This is a genomic window from Chryseobacillus diguaensis (assembly GCF_049220665.1).
Taxonomy (GTDB): domain Bacteria; phylum Bacillota; class Bacilli; order Bacillales; family Bacillaceae; genus Metabacillus_B.
Genome location: NZ_JBMKNV010000001.1, coordinates 493,863 through 509,519, shown reverse-complemented (window position 1 = coordinate 509,519; position 15,657 = coordinate 493,863). Strand labels below are relative to the sequence as shown.

General features: G+C 39.2%; 23 protein-coding genes. 8 read left to right on the top strand and 15 right to left on the bottom strand.

The window, feature by feature from the left end; translation table 11 throughout:
* Window positions 1-110: 110 nt before the first annotated feature.
* Window positions 111-260 (top strand): small acid-soluble spore protein SspO, encoded by a 150-nt coding sequence (gene sspO, locus ACOT8F_RS02515; RefSeq protein ID WP_421649964.1) that lies wholly within the window; start codon window positions 111-113, stop codon window positions 258-260.
* Window positions 261-447: 187 nt separating this feature from the next.
* On the opposite strand, the gene ACOT8F_RS02510 is transcribed toward sspO, so the two are convergent.
* Entirely contained in the window at window positions 448-717 is a 270-nt protein-coding gene (locus ACOT8F_RS02510) for a hypothetical protein (protein WP_421650038.1), read from the bottom strand.
* A gap of 73 nt (window positions 718-790) precedes the next feature.
* On the opposite strand from ACOT8F_RS02510, the gene ACOT8F_RS02505 reads away from it, so the two are divergent.
* Together ACOT8F_RS02505 and ACOT8F_RS02500 are read left to right on the top strand one after the other, a co-directional pair.
* Window positions 791-937, top strand: coding sequence for a small acid-soluble spore protein P (locus tag ACOT8F_RS02505; protein ID WP_421649963.1), 147 nt, complete (start codon window positions 791-793; stop codon window positions 935-937).
* Between the two features lie 181 nt (window positions 938-1,118).
* Window positions 1,119-1,448, top strand: a complete 330-nt coding sequence (locus ACOT8F_RS02500) for an Hsp20/alpha crystallin family protein (protein ID WP_421649962.1) — start codon at window positions 1,119-1,121, stop codon at window positions 1,446-1,448.
* A 275-nt stretch (window positions 1,449-1,723) separates the two neighbouring features.
* Here the strand turns inward: ACOT8F_RS02500 and ACOT8F_RS02495 are convergent, their stop codons facing one another.
* A complete protein-coding gene (locus ACOT8F_RS02495; protein ID WP_421649961.1) occupies window positions 1,724-1,864 on the bottom strand; it encodes a hypothetical protein in 141 nt (46 codons plus the stop codon).
* 203 nt (window positions 1,865-2,067) lie between these two features.
* Here ACOT8F_RS02495 and ACOT8F_RS02490 point away from each other — a divergent pair, with 203 nt between their 5' ends.
* Window positions 2,068-2,493 (top strand): DUF2621 domain-containing protein, encoded by a 426-nt coding sequence (locus ACOT8F_RS02490; RefSeq protein ID WP_421649960.1) that lies wholly within the window; start codon window positions 2,068-2,070, stop codon window positions 2,491-2,493.
* A gap of 62 nt (window positions 2,494-2,555) precedes the next feature.
* On the opposite strand, the gene ACOT8F_RS02485 is transcribed toward ACOT8F_RS02490, so the two are convergent.
* The 3 genes from ACOT8F_RS02485 to ACOT8F_RS02475 form a co-directional block, all read right to left on the bottom strand.
* Window positions 2,556-3,041, bottom strand: coding sequence for a CcdC family protein (locus ACOT8F_RS02485; RefSeq protein WP_421649959.1), 486 nt, complete (start codon window positions 3,039-3,041; stop codon window positions 2,556-2,558).
* A gap of 96 nt (window positions 3,042-3,137) precedes the next feature.
* The gene (locus ACOT8F_RS02480; RefSeq protein ID WP_421649958.1) at window positions 3,138-3,497 is read right to left on the bottom strand and encodes a response regulator; all 360 of its coding nucleotides are present in this window, start codon (window positions 3,495-3,497) and stop codon (window positions 3,138-3,140) included.
* A 112-nt stretch (window positions 3,498-3,609) separates the two neighbouring features.
* Complete coding sequence (locus ACOT8F_RS02475) at window positions 3,610-4,317, bottom strand: cytochrome c biogenesis CcdA family protein (RefSeq protein WP_421649957.1); 708 nt, start codon at window positions 4,315-4,317, stop codon at window positions 3,610-3,612.
* Window positions 4,318-4,540: 223 nt separating this feature from the next.
* On the opposite strand from ACOT8F_RS02475, the gene ACOT8F_RS02470 reads away from it, so the two are divergent.
* Window positions 4,541-4,699: an aspartyl-phosphate phosphatase Spo0E family protein gene (locus ACOT8F_RS02470; RefSeq protein ID WP_421649956.1), complete on the top strand. Its 159-nt coding sequence runs from the start codon at window positions 4,541-4,543 to the stop codon at window positions 4,697-4,699.
* 73 nt (window positions 4,700-4,772) lie between these two features.
* On the opposite strand, the gene ACOT8F_RS02465 is transcribed toward ACOT8F_RS02470, so the two are convergent.
* The 6 genes from ACOT8F_RS02465 to yneA all read right to left on the bottom strand — a co-directional run bounded on the left by ACOT8F_RS02465 (window position 4,773) and on the right by yneA (window position 9,178).
* Window positions 4,773-4,994 (bottom strand): YneF family protein, encoded by a 222-nt coding sequence (locus ACOT8F_RS02465; RefSeq protein ID WP_231788253.1) that lies wholly within the window; start codon window positions 4,992-4,994, stop codon window positions 4,773-4,775.
* A gap of 85 nt (window positions 4,995-5,079) precedes the next feature.
* The gene (gene sirA, locus ACOT8F_RS02460; protein ID WP_421649955.1) at window positions 5,080-5,526 is read right to left on the bottom strand and encodes a sporulation inhibitor of replication protein SirA; all 447 of its coding nucleotides are present in this window, start codon (window positions 5,524-5,526) and stop codon (window positions 5,080-5,082) included.
* A gap of 165 nt (window positions 5,527-5,691) precedes the next feature.
* On the bottom strand, window positions 5,692-7,698 hold the full coding sequence (tkt, locus tag ACOT8F_RS02455; protein ID WP_421649954.1) for a transketolase: 2,007 nt from the start codon (window positions 7,696-7,698) through the stop codon (window positions 5,692-5,694).
* Window positions 7,699-7,871: 173 nt separating this feature from the next.
* Window positions 7,872-8,099, bottom strand: coding sequence for a DUF896 domain-containing protein (locus tag ACOT8F_RS02450; RefSeq protein WP_421649953.1), 228 nt, complete (start codon window positions 8,097-8,099; stop codon window positions 7,872-7,874).
* Between the two features lie 102 nt (window positions 8,100-8,201).
* The gene (locus tag ACOT8F_RS02445; RefSeq protein ID WP_421649952.1) at window positions 8,202-8,852 is read right to left on the bottom strand and encodes a YneB family resolvase-like protein; all 651 of its coding nucleotides are present in this window, start codon (window positions 8,850-8,852) and stop codon (window positions 8,202-8,204) included.
* Window positions 8,853-8,863: 11 nt separating this feature from the next.
* The gene (gene yneA / locus ACOT8F_RS02440; protein ID WP_421649951.1) at window positions 8,864-9,178 is read right to left on the bottom strand and encodes a cell division suppressor protein YneA; all 315 of its coding nucleotides are present in this window, start codon (window positions 9,176-9,178) and stop codon (window positions 8,864-8,866) included.
* 160 nt (window positions 9,179-9,338) lie between these two features.
* On the opposite strand from yneA, the gene lexA reads away from it, so the two are divergent.
* From lexA to ACOT8F_RS02425, 3 genes are all read left to right on the top strand, one after another.
* Window positions 9,339-9,965, top strand: coding sequence for a transcriptional repressor LexA (gene lexA / locus ACOT8F_RS02435; RefSeq protein ID WP_421649950.1), 627 nt, complete (start codon window positions 9,339-9,341; stop codon window positions 9,963-9,965).
* Window positions 9,966-10,288: 323 nt separating this feature from the next.
* Entirely contained in the window at window positions 10,289-10,528 is a 240-nt protein-coding gene (locus tag ACOT8F_RS02430) for a hypothetical protein (RefSeq protein WP_421649949.1), read from the top strand.
* A 361-nt stretch (window positions 10,529-10,889) separates the two neighbouring features.
* The gene (locus ACOT8F_RS02425; protein ID WP_421649948.1) at window positions 10,890-11,075 is read left to right on the top strand and encodes a hypothetical protein; all 186 of its coding nucleotides are present in this window, start codon (window positions 10,890-10,892) and stop codon (window positions 11,073-11,075) included.
* Window positions 11,076-11,146: 71 nt separating this feature from the next.
* Here ACOT8F_RS02425 and glnA read toward each other — a convergent pair whose 3' ends face one another.
* From glnA to hflX, 4 genes are all read right to left on the bottom strand, one after another.
* Window positions 11,147-12,481 (bottom strand): type I glutamate--ammonia ligase, encoded by a 1,335-nt coding sequence (gene glnA, locus ACOT8F_RS02420; protein WP_421649947.1) that lies wholly within the window; start codon window positions 12,479-12,481, stop codon window positions 11,147-11,149.
* A 59-nt stretch (window positions 12,482-12,540) separates the two neighbouring features.
* Window positions 12,541-12,939 carry a MerR family transcriptional regulator gene (locus ACOT8F_RS02415; protein WP_421649946.1) on the bottom strand — a complete coding sequence of 133 codons (399 nt, stop codon included), beginning with the start codon at window positions 12,937-12,939 and terminating at the stop codon, window positions 12,541-12,543.
* Window positions 12,940-13,031: 92 nt separating this feature from the next.
* Entirely contained in the window at window positions 13,032-14,321 is a 1,290-nt protein-coding gene (locus ACOT8F_RS02410; protein ID WP_421649945.1) for a methionine gamma-lyase family protein, read from the bottom strand.
* Entirely contained in the window at window positions 14,314-15,594 is a 1,281-nt protein-coding gene (gene hflX / locus ACOT8F_RS02405; RefSeq protein ID WP_421650037.1) for a GTPase HflX, read from the bottom strand. Before hflX ends, ACOT8F_RS02410 begins: the two co-directional genes overlap by 8 nt.
* Between the last annotated feature and the right edge of the window lie 63 nt (window positions 15,595-15,657).

Below are 15,657 nucleotides of genomic sequence, written 5' to 3'. Positions count from 1 at the left end.
ATAAGTTTAGCTTATTGATTTCAATATTTACCTCCACAATTGCTGCATCCACATTCTTCTTGTCATTTATAGTGTTTTTTCGCCAATACTAATTCCAAGGGGTGAGAAAAATGGCTAAAAGAAAAGCGAATCATTTGATACCTGGGATGAATGCAGCCTCCTCTCAAGGCATGGGGGCTGGATATAATGAAGAATTTCAAAATGAACCTTTAACAGCTGAGCAAAAACAGAACAACAAAAAACGCAAAAAGAATCAGTAATAAAACTTTTTTCGTCTAGATTGTTGGTGTCCTTGCAAATTTTCCTGCAGGTTTAAGATCGGCTTAGCAGCATTTTTTCTTACAGTTTGATCCAGTTTCATGAACTTTGATTTGATTGTAAGATAGCGAAAAAGCCACAAAGTTTAAGAAAAGAGCCTAAAATTAAAAACGACGGAATCCCGTCGTTTTAATACTCTTTATCCACTTCAGAAACAATTTGATTCAGCTCTTCTTCAAATTGATCCAATCGCATATTCTGATTTCCAGTTGCATTTTCCCTTGCATTTTGAATTTGGGCGAATGCTTCATTCACCTCTTCTTTTACTTGTTTTACTTGGGCACCATAGTCCGCTTCTTCTTGAGAAGCAGAACGAAATGCATCTGCAGCTGCACTTGTACCTTGCTGAGCTGCCTGAAAGCTTTGCTGTTTATTTTTATGGTAAGGCAAATGATTCACTCCCTTATGGAATCTTGATTTCAAAAGTTAGTGTTGCTTACCAGATGATAAAATATTCCTTGGAGGTTTCCAGATGACAAATAAAAATACAAGCAAGGATATGAAAAAAAACGCTCCTAAAGGCCATCTTTCCGGCCAGCCTGAGCCATTAAGCGGATCTAAAAAAGTTAAAAACCGCAATCATACCCGCCAAAAGCATAATTCGGGTCATGATTTTTAATCAGCGTTTTATTTAAATTTGCAAAAATGATCACTGTTATCCTCCCAACTCTGTCACCTTAAAAAAGCGTACGAATATATTTAAGGTAGCACCGTTTTGGGAGGTTTTTATCATCAATAAGACCGAGAGTTCCCGTTCATCCTCATCACAGTCTGAGTTAGAAAATTGGATGAAACAGTTTTTGGAAGACCCTTTTACAAGCTTCTGGGATGATTATGCATTCAGGGTCGATTTATTTGAAACAAGCTTAGAGTATATTATTGAAGCCGAGCTGACAAATGCCCCCTGTGAAAGAATAAGGGTTAGAATTGAGAATGAGATGGTAATTGTTACACTTTTGGCAGCAGAGGATTCTAGCGAGGGTCCAACTGAGCGGTCTGTTACACTGCCCTTTTTAGTAAATAAAAAGGAAGTTTATGCTTCTTATGAGAATGGCATATTGGAGATTAAAATAAATAAAGACAGCAAATGCTTCACTGGAAATACTGAAATTCCAATTGTTTGCGGTTAATAATGGTGAGAGAAATTTCGAACTCTCGCTTTTTTTCAGTTATGCAGGCTCTTTTTTTACTTTGTTGCTTTTTCATGAAATATATGAATCCCGAACAAGAATACAACTGATTAAGAAAAGATGCCGCGGAGATGATCTTCATGCGTGTACCAAGCCAATACGAATAGCAACAATCCTTCGAAAACAGCCTTTATGTAAATCAACCTCACCCTTGATGGTAAAAATGCGAGTAAGATCGATAAGGCATATTTTGATTTTTAAAACACTGCCCCTTTTCAGCAGCCTTCCCCTGCAGTTGTCTTGGATTGGCTCTCCACCATAATTTCAATTTTCTTTATATCTTCCTGGCCGCATATTTGACAAACTGATCCTTCTTCTAAAAACAGCATACAATTTGGACAATAACACTTTACCATTTTTCAAGCCTCCTAATAAGGGTTTTATTAAATGTATTCAGCCTGTGTCCATTTGTTTCTTCTAACTTAAGCGGAATTTATTTTAGCGCGTGCGGCAACATGGATGAACCCTGTTTTGCACATTCTAAAAAAATTTCCTCTGCAATTCAAGAAGGAATTCTTGTATAATAAATGAAAAACTGGGTTTAGCTGGGGTGGTATTTTTGCTAAATGGGTTATTTATGTGGTTTATCCTGTTCTGGATTTTAGCGATGGCCGGACTGCTTGCCATTGGCGGATTTTTTATGTTCAGAAAATTTTTAAAAAGGCTTCCAAAAGAAGACGGAAAGTCTGAACTGGACTGGCAGGATCACTTTATCGAAAAAACACGTCACTTATGGAATCAGCGGGAAAAAGAATTACTTGAATCTCTTGTAGAGCCAGTGCCGGAATTATTCAGAGATATAGCGAGATCTAAAATTGCCGGTAAAATCGGCGAACTTGCTTTGGAGGAAAATGCTGCGGCCATTTCGGAAGACCATGTCATAAGAGGATACATTTTGGCAACTCCTAAAAGAGATCATAAATTTCTTAAAAAAAGGCTAAAAGAAAAAAACATTGATGAAATGGCATATAAAGCCTTGTTTTAAAGAAAGATCCCTGAAATTGAAAAAGCGGCCAGTTGAATGAAACTGGTCCGCTTTTTTCATTTTCATGTTGCATGTATTTTAGGAGGATGCAGCTCACTGTATAATTTTTTATAAGAAATATACATGGCAATTCTCCAAGGCAGAAGCATGCTGAAAGCCAATAAGAAAAACATACCGCTCAGCTGTCCTACATCAATCGTACTGCTTAAATAGGATTTTAACGCAATTCTTAAGAACAACAATCCAAATAATACATAAACAAATGCTTTTGAACGCTTTAAGTAAATCTCATTGCCGCGAATTTCAAATTTAGACGTCTTGATCAGTAATATTGAGAATAACCCGCCTATAATAACCGCTTCGAGCAATTCTATAGAAGAAACCCTGAACTCCGGGAACAAAAACATTAATGCTCCAGTACTCATAAAAAATGGCGGGAGGATAATTTTCCTGGCACTTGCAGGCTTCTTCGACGCTCTCATCCGCACAAACATGACCATGATACCCATTACTACAGCAATCACTGAAGAAACAATAACCATGTCCATTTTTCACCATTCCTTTATTTGCGTATACTCCTATTATAATACATGTCGCCCTAATAAAAAACCACTTCAGAAATCCTTCTGAAATGGCTTCCATGCTTATCCCATAACTCTTTGAATGGCTTCAACAACTCTGCTTTTATCAAATGGTTTCACAATAAAATCCTTTGCGCCTGCTTCAATCGCTTCTACAACCATTTTCTGCTGCCCCATTGCAGAGCACATAATAATTTTTGCCTGCGGAAATTCACTTTTAATTTCTTTCAAAGCTTCCACACCATTTTTCTCAGGCATGGTAATGTCCATTGTCACTAATTCCGGCTGCAGTTCTCTGTATAAAGCTACTGCTTCTGCTCCATTTTCTGCTTCCCCGGCCACTTCATGTTCTGCTTCCCGTAAAATATTCGCTAATGTAATACGCATAAATTTTGCATCATCAACAACCAGCACTCTAGCCATGCTTAACTCCTCTCCGGTACCCAGAAAACACTTCAATTCTTATGTTTGTATTATATCAAATATCTAAATAAAAAATAGTCTTTTAGACTCAAAATTTTCCAATAAAATAGGTCTAAAAACCTGTAAATCCTGTAACGTCAGTAAAAAAGATAATAATTCTAGTCATCCAGTTAAAAAACAGCAGCACACCCATCGCAACCATCAGGGTGCCTCCAGCCTTCATAAAGCGCACATTATATCTTTTAATCCAGTTTATATGGGCAAGGAAAAAGGATAGCAAAAAGAAAGGAACGGCAAAGCCGAGAATATAAGAAACCATATAGAGAAGTCCTGAATCCGGATGATTTCCTGCAAGCAAAATAACGGCTGATAGAATCGGGCCTGTACAAGGTGTCCAGCCAGCAGCAAAACCGAGGCCAATTAAAAATGAACCAATATACCCCGGGGGTCTGTTTTTAAAATGCAGCCGATGCTCCTGAATTAAAATTTTCGGCTGGAAAACGCCTAGAATAACAAATCCAAGAAATATGATAACAATAGCCCCAATTTGGCGGATCAGATCCTGGTAGTTCAGAAAAAATTTGCCTATTAAGGATGTTCCAAATCCAATCGCAATAAAAATAAGAGAAAAACCAAGCAAAAAGAAAAAAGTATGCAAAAAACTCCTTTTTTGAAACATGCCGTTCTCGCTTTTCAGCTCGCTGACAGAAATTCCTGTTATGTAGGATAAAAATGCTGGATATACCGGCAGACAGCATGGTGAAATAAAGGAAAGAAATCCAGCTCCAAATGCCAAAAAGATATTTAACCCACCCGTCACATTACCCCACTCGCTCTCACCTTTTTCTTTATTTTAGCAAATTACTGAAAGAAATTATATGTTTCTATGTATGTCATTTATATGTCAATTCGCTAACATGTCAGGCTAATATATTTATCCTCTTTCGCCTGTCCTATATAATGAAATTACATATGCAACAAAACTTTAAACTTTTTTCCAAATTCAAACATCAGGTATATTTTCTGGGAGAGGACCAGTTTGAGTGTTAAAACAGGAACTGATTGAAAAAATCGAAAAAAAAAGAGCGGAATTAATAGAAGTTGTTTCAAAAAAAGGCATGTCAGCATCCATTGCGATTGAGCACAGCCAAGAACTGGATCGGCTGCTGAACGAATACAATTATTGGTTTCTCTGCAAATAGACCATGATCCTTATCAACAGTAATCCATATAAAAAAAGACACGCATGGCGTGTCTTTTTTTATGAGGAATCGTCTATTTTAACTGCTGATTGTTCATAGCCTTCATCATCTGATTGATTTTCTTTTGGGATGGTTTCATACCCATTTGCATCATCATCATTTTAAGCATTTGTTCATTGATTGGCGGGTTTTTCTTTAAGTAAGTCATCATATAACGGCGAGCAATAAAAAATCCAAGCGCAACGCCCGCAAGCAGCGCCAGTACAATTGCTAGAATGCCTACCCATAACGGCATGGTACTTCCTCCTTCAAGTTGTCTATTTTACAGTGTACTAAACCAATCGATATTATACAATATTTGCTCCTTAATTTCTGCCTTTTTAGACAAATTTTCTTTCCTTGACAGGATTTAGCCATCCATATTTGCCTGCTTGAAAGTCCATTGCTAAAAAACAAGGATCAAAATTTCGTAATATCTCATAAAAATTGGTCTCTGCCTCCACGCTTCCAATTGAGTTTATTTCAATATAATGATTTTTAACAATCAGAGTCGCACTGCCTTTATTCCCTTTTAATTCAAGCTTATGTATTTGTCCGATCCGCTGGTAATCCTTTCTATAATAAAGATGGGTTTCCAGCAGCTGATTAATCTTTTGGACTGGAATATCCCTTGTTACATAGGATACTTGCTTTTTTATAATAGCATAGGAGGGATCCTGATAGCTTGTCCATTGAAATTCCTTGAATAGAGAAAACATTTTCAATTCTCTTCCAAAATAGTGGCTTGCAAATTCCTCTTCTATCAAATAGACATAAAAATGCCTCATTTCGAACCCCCGCCCCTTCAGACTATATTTATAATTGCCATTATAAAACATCCATCAGGAAATTAATGTCTGAAGGCGGAGCAAGGAGCCACTAATTCTGTCGATTGCTGTCACATAACACATACGTTAAAAAGAGGAACCTTGAAAGGTTCCTCTTTCATTCCTTTACTTGTTGATTAATGCCTTAAGCCTTGCAGCAACATTCTCTTTTGTGAAACCATATTCTTTCATGATTCTTTCCTGAGGAGCTGAAGCACCAAATCCATCGATGCCAAGGATTTCTCCCTCTTCGCCTGTGTAGCGTTCCCATCCAAACGGTGAGGCTACTTCAATGGCTAGGCGTTTTTTAATATCCTTGGGAAGAACAGACTTCTTATATTCTTCAGACTGTTTTTCAAACCGGTCCCAGGATGGCATACTGACAACAGCAACATCAATGCCATCATTGCTTAATTCTTTTTGTGCTTCAATGGCTAGTCCGACTTCAGAGCCTGACGCCAATAGAAGAGCATCTGCTGTTTCTTTTTGGGCTGGTGAAATGGTATACGCACCCTTTTCTACACCTTCATAAGCGAGCTCTGAGCTTAATTCAAATGTAGGCAAGTTCTGCCGAGAAAGCACCAGTGCTGTGGGAGTGGAAGTGGAACGCATCGCCATTATCCAAGCAGCTGCTGTTTCGTTTCCATCTCCAGGCCGGATTACAGATAAATTTGGCATCGCCCTTAAAGATGGGAGCTGTTCGATCGGCTCATGAGTCGGTCCATCTTCTCCAACTGCTATACTGTCATGGGTGAAGACATAAGTGACAGGGAGGCCCATTAGGGCCGCAAGTCTGATGGATGGTCTTAAGTAATCGGAGAAGACGAAGAAGGTTCCTCCGAATACTTTTAAACCGCCATGCAGCGCCATACCGTTTAATGCAGCACCCATCGCAAATTCTCTAACGCCAAACCAGATATTTCTTCCGCTGTAGTCACGTGCAGAAAAGTCTGCTTCGTTTTTAATGGTTGTTTTATTGGAGCCGGCAAGATCTGCTGCTCCTCCAAAGAAATAAGGAACTTTTTGAGCTATAGCATTTAAAACCTCTCCAGAAGAAGCTCTTGATGCCAATGATTTTCCAGCTTCATAAACTGGCAATTCACTATCCCAACTCTCAGGAAGATCTCCTTTGATGGCAAGCTTGAGCTGTTTTCCCAATTCCGGGAAATTCTTTTCATATTCAGCTAAAAGCTCATTCCACTGCTTTTCTTTTTTATCGCCTTTATCTGCTACTGTTTCTTTAAAATGAGTGTAAACTTCATCAGGAACGTAGAAATCTTCTTCAAATGTCCATTTATAAGCTTCCTTCGTCAGCTTTGTTTCATCTTTGCCGAGAGGAGCACCATGCACTCCGTGATTTCCTGCTTTATTAGGAGAGCCAAATCCAATAATGGTTTTTACTTCTATTAAGGTCGGCTGATCTTCATTCTTCTTAGCTTCCTCAATCGCTTTAGCAATTGAACTTAAGTCATTTCCATCTTCTACACGAATAACCTGCCACTTGAGCGCTTTATATCTGTCCTCTACGCTTTCTGAGAACGATTGATCAAGGTCTCCATCCAGTGAAATATCATTCGAATCATAAAGGACGATTAATTTCCCAAGCTTCAGATGGCCGGCAAGTGATGAAGCTTCATTTGAAACACCTTCCATCAAATCCCCGTCACCGCAAATAGCAAAGGTATAATGATCCACTACATTAAAGTTTTCTTGATTGTATGTACTAGCAAGATGACGTTCTGCCATGGCCATTCCTACTGCCATTGCAATACCCTGTCCCAGAGGTCCTGTCGTCGCATCTACACCAGGAGTATGTCTGTATTCAGGGTGACCGGGAGTCTTAGAACCCCATTGCCTGAAGGACTTGATATCCTCCATGCTTACACCATATCCGCTTAAATGAAGCAGGCTGTACAGCAGCATGGATCCATGTCCCGCTGAAAGCACAAATCGGTCACGGTTAAACCAATCAGGATTATAAGGGTTATGATTCATATATTGCGTCCATAATTGATAAGCCATTGGGGCTGCCCCCATTGGCAATCCAGGATGTCCTGAATTCGCTTTTTCAATTGCATCAATTGATAACGTACGTATAGTAGCAATGCTCAGGTCTTCAATTTTTCGAGTCATATTATCCATCCTTTCTTGATCTGCATACCCTTCTATCATATCCATAGTGGATTGATTGTACAACTTCTTCACATAGAAAGGTTTCTATTGATTTAGTAGAAGCAAAAAAGCAGCGAAGTTTAAAAAAGATCCCTATACATAGAAAAAAGGAGTACTTTTTCAAGTATTCCTTTTTAATGTAAATTTTTCTTTTCTCTTTTTAATTTCTCCGGAGTCACATCTTTCCCGTTTGGATCTATTACAGTCACATTTTTCAAAGTGTTTTTCATGGATCCTCTGAAAGCTTTTAAATATTCCAGGCGAAGAGTTTGCTGTTCCGTCTTTTCTGACTCTGTTAAACCTTCTGATTTTGACTTTTTAGCTAAAAAATTAATTCGATCAACCTTTTCTTGTGAAAGCATTGAAATACTCCTTTATCCCTTTATATAGCCATGGTACAAAAAACTTAAATAAAAGGCAAACTAACAGCCTTTTTACCAAGCGGATAGAATGTTGCTTTCAAGCTATAACTCTTGACTCGCTTTCATATATTCCTGGTATCTTCTGTGAACAGTGGCTTTGGAAACAGGGTAACCGAAGCCCCTGAGCGTTGCAGCAATTTCTGCAAAAGTCAGCTGATTGCTTCTTAAACGCACAATCTCTTCAACAGGGATATCCGTTTTTACTTTTCTGCCGCCCATATGTCTGTTATCCAAATTATGTTCAGGACGATATCCTTTCTCAACCGCTCTTTTCATTCCTCTTTTGATTTTTAAATTATGTATTTTTCTCTGATACTCTTCTACTATACTGACTATATCAAGTACCATCGTATCAGCTTCAGATAATTGGATCCGCCCGTTATGAGAAATAGTAAAAATTGCCGTCTCTGATTTTAAGAGAACGTGAAGAATGGCCATACGGGCATTTCCGCGGCCAATTCTTGTTTCATCCTGCACTAAAACAGCATCAATCTCTTCATTTTTTACTAAATCAAGAAGCTCGAGCATACCCTCTCGTTCAATTTCATAACCGCTTGCCTGCTCAGTAATAACAGAGACAACCTTCATCTCGTATTCTTCAGCCAGCTTCAGCAATTCCTCTCTTTGTCTCTCAAGTGAGGTTTCCTGCTGCTCCTTAACCGTACTCACCCTGCAATAAATGATTGCATTCAAGACCTTTGCACCTACTTATCTATAGCTAAATTTTTCACTTCTGTAAAAGAATCTTTTTTTACCGGAATGACAACTGATTCACCTGGATGAATAACAGGAGAGTTTAAATGATTATTATCCTGAACCCATTGAACAAAGTCAATTTTCGATAATCCGTGCTTATCTTCAAGTTTGTCTGCAAGGTTCCAAAGGTTGTCTCCTTCTTCTACTTTTATTGTTGCATAATCCTTTAAATTGGATTGCTGCCCTGAATAGGCTACCGCAAATACCATCGTAATCATTAACGCCATAAAAGTAAAAATATAAGGAAGAGAATCTTTCAGCATTATCATTTCCCCCAATTTAGAATGTTTGTTCGCTTTCGATAAATTAAGTATAATGCGAACAGATGTTTTGTGTCAATTCCTTTTTTCGAACTTATGTTTGTATTAGCAGGAAAATCATGCTATAATCAGCATAAATTACTTGATACGAGAGGTGCTAAGGATGACGACGAAACTATCTAGAAGACAGCAGGACATTCTGGAATTTATCAAAATGGAAGTAAAGAAAAAGGGCTATCCGCCATCTGTCAGAGAAATCGGCGAGGCAGTAGGACTTGCTTCCAGTTCCACCGTTCACGGCCATCTTTCCCGCCTTGAAAGCAAAGGATTAATCAGAAGAGACCCTACAAAGCCAAGAGCAATTGAGATACTAGAAGAAGAAACAAGCTATCAGATTCCGAGAAGCACTGTGATCGATGTTCCTGTTATTGGTAAAGTTACAGCAGGTCTTCCTATAACAGCCATTGAAAATGTGGAAGAATATTTCCCTATACCTGACCGATTCGTATCACCGGATGATCATGTTTTCATGCTAGAAATCATGGGAGACAGTATGATAGAAGCAGGTATTCTTGACGGAGATCTGGTGCTCGTACGCCAGCAGCAAACAGCCAACAACGGAGATATTGTCGTGGCTATGACTGAAGAAGATGAAGCGACTGTCAAAAGGTTCTTCAAGGAAAAAGATTACATTCGACTGCAGCCTGAAAATTCAACAATGGAACCGATTATTCTTAGAAACGTGTCTATTCTAGGGAAAGTAATAGGGGTCTATCGCACTGTTCATTAAAACTTGTCTTTTATGAGACAAGTTTTTTTGCGAATTTGCAGCCAAATAGATATGAAAAAAAAGATAACAGGAAAATATTAGCTGGGGGAAAGACCATGAATCCGCTCAATCAATTAAAAAAAGATGTGGCACTATTTAAAGCGGTCACACAATTTATCTTCCCTTTTTCCTTGAACACAGAAAAGCCTGAACAGGTATCCCGCTTAGAAAATTAATTGAAAAATAGCGGATTTGAGTTTTTTTCCCTAAAGAATGCCCAGCAGGAAAACTCTTTTTACGGTAAAAACTCATCAGTCATACATAGTAATATGGAACAGTATTTTATGCCTTACATTGAAAAGATCCTCTTTCCTGATTCTTTTGAAAGCGAGGCACTTTCCCGCTTTTCAAAATCAGTTAATATTCCAGTCAGGCTAAATGCCAGAAACGGAAGAATGTCTTATGAAGCTGTTATCCATTCGATTGACTTTATTGTATGTCCATTTATACTCATTACGTTATTAGTGATCATACCTTTACCTCATCACAAACGAGTTAGGGCGAGAGAGTTCTCTGTACTCTGAAATGTATGGACAGCATTTTTACAATCTGATTCTTCACTTTTTCTATAAAATCGTTCTTCTAAAATTATCTTTTATTTACTCCAGGCTTTACTTTGAAAAAAAGCGGCAAAAGAATGAAGAGCTGATCAGAAGCATTACTGAATTTACCGGGCAGTTTTATTTTTAAGAAATCAGCAGCCGCACTGAAGGCAGAGAGCTAAGCAGATTATTCAGCCGCGTATTTCAAATTGCCCCTCTTTATGATGAGGTTACAAAGACGCTTGACAGCCTTTTTCAAAATGAAGAAAAACTTTCACGAAAAAGAAATAACTATCTCCTTCTTATTCTCACCGTTTATACCGTCATTTCTGGAATTTTAGGCATGAACCTCGTGATCGAGGACTGGAAAGGAAAAAAAGATTGGAGCAAGCTTGCCCATTATTCATTTTTTGAGTACATTTCTTTTACAGTTGCTGTAACAGGCATTGCCATTAGCATAGGACTTGCAGTGCTCGCAATTGTGAACTTACTGATTGAATATAAAAACAGAGCAAAGAACCTTGGCTGACATAGCCAAGGTTCTTTGCTGTTCTGCATGAATAAAAAACCCTGACACGCTTAATGTCAGGGTAATCATTTTTAGTACATTGTCATGTACTGTTCTCTCTCCCATGGGTGAACCTGAGTACGGAACATATCCCATTCAATTTCTTTCGCTTCTACAAAATGCTCAAATAAATGATCGCCAAGCGCATTCACAATAACATGATCTGATTTAAGGCTATCAAGCGCTGCTGCTAGTGTTGCAGGAAGATCTACGATGCCGTTTTCAAGTCTTTCTTCCTTTGTCATCACATAAATGTTGCGGTCGATTGGTCTTGGCGGAGTTAATTTATTTTTAATTCCATCAAGACCAGCTGCAAGCAATACAGACATCGCAAGGTAAGGGTTCGCTGCCGGGTCAACACTGCGTACTTCTACGCGTGTGCTTAAGCCCCGGGAAGCCGGAATACGAATCAGCGGGCTGCGGTTGCGTGCAGACCATGCAACATAACATGGTGCTTCATAGCCTGGTACAAGACGCTTGTATGAATTAACAGTAGGATTCGTTACAGCTGTAAAGTTTGGAGCATGCTTGATAATACCAGCAATGAAGTGTCTTGCATCTTCACTTAATTGCAGTTCTGCTCCTTTATCAAAGAAAGCATTTTCTCCATTTTTGAACAAGGACAAGTTACAGTGCATACCAGATCCATTAACACCGAATAATGGTTTTGGCATAAACGTAGCGTGAAGTCCATGTTTGCGTGCAATGGTTTTTACAACAAGCTTAAATGTTTGAATGTCATCACAAGCTCTTACTGCACCTGCATATTTAAAGTCTATTTCGTGCTGTCCTGGAGCAACCTCATGGTGAGATGCTTCAATTTCAAATCCCATTTCTTCAAGCTCAAGCACAATATCACGGCGGCAGTTTTCACCAAGATCGGTTGGCGCAAGGTCGAAATATCCGCCTTTGTCATTCAGCTCAAGAGTCGGATCGCCATTTGCGTCAAGTTTGAAAAGGAAAAATTCCGGTTCAGGCCCAAGATTGAAATCTGTGAAACCAAGCTCTTCCATTTCTGAAAGAACACGTTTTAAGTTTGTTCGAGGGTCACCATTAAATGGCGTGCCATCAGGATTGTAAATATCACAGATGAAACGGGCAACTTTTCCCTTTTCAGAAGTCCATGGGAAAATAACAAACGTTTCAAGATCCGGATATAAATACATATCTGATTCTTCAATCCTTACAAAACCTTCAATAGAAGAACCGTCAAACATCATTTTGTTATCAAGTGCTTTTCCTAATTGGCTTACAGGAATTTCAACATTTTTGATGGTACCAAGAATATCCGTGAATTGCAGGCGGATGTATTTCACATTGTTCTCATCAACTAATTTTACGATATCTTCCTTAGTATACTTAGGCATGAATCATTTTCCTCCCAATTCAATTAGAATCTGTATATGGTATTAATATTGCTCATTTTTTAATGAAAAAAACGGGACATATCTCCCTGATTTAATGTGGCCCGCTGAAATCGGCCTGCTTGAGTCAGTTCAGTTCTTAGCAGTTTTCTAAGCTCATCATCTGTCAGGTCCGGTTTATCAGCCTGGGCGGCTGTTTGTGCAACATTTGGGACAAGATCTTTTTTAGAAAAGATTTGCTTAACTCCCGCCATATTCACACCTTGGTCTATCAGACTTTTAATCTCTAGAAGCTGATCAACGTCATTGAATGAAAATAGACGGCGATTCCCTTCTGTCCGAGCGGGAAAAATTAAGCTGTGCTCTTCGTAGTAGCGAATTTGTCTTGCTGACAACTCAGTAAGCTGCATGACGATCCCCATTGGAAATAAAGGCATTGAGCGTCTTATTCTGTCACTCATTCCCTTTCCTCCTTTTCATCCTGTACTTATTATATTCCATGTTAGGTTATGTGTCAATATCATGTTAGGAAACATGACATAAGTATGATTCTTTAATTATTTTCGTTTTTATCGCTTACTTGGATTAATCCTTTATTCATTAAATCATCAATCGCAGAGCATATCGCAATTTTTACATGAGAATAAGTTAATCCTCCTTGAACAAAAGCAATATAAGGCGGGCGGAGCGGGCCGTCTGCTGACAATTCAATGCTTGCGCCTTGAATAAATGTACCGGCTGCCATAATAACGTCATCCTCATATCCTGGCATATAGCTTGGGTAAGGTGTCACATGGGAATTAATTGGTGAAGCATATTGGATCGCCTGGCAGAAAGCCACCATCATTTCTTTATTATTGAATTCAACGGACTGTATGAGATCTGTCCTTTTGCTATCCCATGCTGGACTTGTGTTTAATCCTATTTTCTCCAGTATCCCTGCAGTGAAGACAGCTCCTTTTAGAGCCTGTCCGGCAACATGCGGTGCAAGAAAAAATCCCTGATACATTTCCTGTAAGCTGTATAGCGATGCCCCTGCTTCAGCACCGATACCAGGAGAAGTCATTCTGTAGGAGCAAGCCTCCACCAAATCCTTTTTGCCGGTAATGTAACCGCCAGTTTTGGCAAGGCCGCCGCCAGGGTTTTTGATTAACGAGCCTGCCATCAAGTCTGCTCCTGCATGACATGGTTCTCTCTCTTCAACAAACTCCCCATAGCAATTATCAACAAAAACGATAATATTTTCTTTAAGTGATTTGACAAAGCGGATCATTTCTTCAATTTCTTCTATTGTAAAGGAAGGTCTTGCTGCATATCCTTTTGACCTTTGGATGCCGATTACTTTTGTCTTGCTTGAAACAGCTTCTCTTACACGTGCAAAATCAACACTTCCATCAGCTTTAAGGTCAACTGTCTGATAGCCGATCTGATATTCTTTCAGAGAACCCGTGCCTTTTCCTCTTATCCCTACAATCTCCTCAAGCGTATCATAAGGTTTCCCTGTAATGTAAATCAGTTCGTCGCCTGGGCGCAGAACGCCAAAAAGGGCGATTGAGATCGCATGAGTTCCAGAAATAATTTGAGGCCTGACAAGGGCTGCCTCCCCGCCAAAAACATCTGCGTACACTTTTTCAAGTGTATCCCGTCCGGTATCATCATATCCGTAGCCTGTCGATGGAATGAAATGGGAATCACTTACTTTATGCGCCCGGTAGCTTTCTAAAACTCTGAACTGATTGCTTTCAATTCTATGATCAATCTTTTGATGAATATGAGCAGCCTGATTTTCAGTTTCAGCCGCTAGCTTTTCTAAAATCGTGCCGTTTTTTAAATGGTTATACATCTTCTGTACCTCTCTTGTTGTCTTTTCGGTATGTTTCAAGTACCGGATGAAAAGGCCATGCATAGCCCTTTATCACATACTTTTCCCTTACTTCGTCAAATAGGAACGAATCTATAATGGCTTCCGTTTTCAGCTGTGAAAGCATTTTCCCTTCTTCAGGCGGAATCTCAGCCATAAAAGGCTTCATCAGTTCTTTTAAGCTTTGCTCAATTTGTTTTTTCAGCTCCTCAATATCATTCTCTGAAAAAGCACTGATCTGCAGATATTTCTCTTTGGTGGAAGGTGAAAAATCTATCAGCTGCTGGTCCTTTTTATTGTATACCGTCAAAATTGGAATCTGCTCTGCTTCAAGTTCATCAAGCAGCTTGTAAACCGTCTTTTCATGATTCAGGTAATCTTCGTTTGAACTGTCAACAACATGCAGAATAAAATCCGCTTCTTTAACCTCTTCAAGCGTTGATCTGAAAGCGGCTACAAGTGTCGTCGGCAAATCTTGAATAAAACCGACTGTATCAGTAATCAGGGCTGTGTAACCCGAGGGAAGCTGCATTCTTCTTGTCATTGGATCAAGGGTCGCAAACAGAAGATTCTCTTCATAGCTTGAGGATTCTGTCAGCCTGTTAAATAATGTAGACTTGCCTGCATTCGTATATCCCACAAGCGCTGCTTGAAATACATGATTCTTTTTTCTTCTGTCTCTATACCTTTCTCTATGTTTAACAATTAAGTTCAGCTGCATTTTAATATCATGAATTTTTGTTCGGATATGACGGCGATCCGTTTCGAGCTGGGTTTCCCCCGGTCCTCTTGTCCCGATTCCGCCCCCCTGCCTTGATAAATTGATTCCTTGGCCGGAAAGGCGCGGCAGCAGATAATTCAATTGAGCAAGCTCCACTTGAAGCTTTCCTTCTCTCGTCCTTGCTCTTTGTGCAAAAATATCCAGAATAAGCTGGGTACGGTCAATGATTTTTATATTAAGGGCATTGGAAAGATTACGATTTTGGCTCGGAGAGAGTTCATCATTGAAAATGACGACGTCCGCTTCCGTTTCTTCCAGAACGTTTGAGAGCTCCTCAAGCTTCCCTTTCCCTATGTATGTAGCCGGATGCCTTCGATCCCTTTTCTGGGACAATTGGACGAGTGCTTTTCCGCTCGCTGTTTTTGTCAATGAAGCAAGTTCTTCCATAGAATAAGCAAAGTGCTCATCATCCATCCCAGGAAGCTGGCAGCCTACAAGAACGGCGTGCTCAATTTTATCACTGTCATTTTGAATTTCTTTCAAATTTCATTCCTGCCTTTTGCATTTAGATTAGTAGTCCTATCATAACAAAAAATA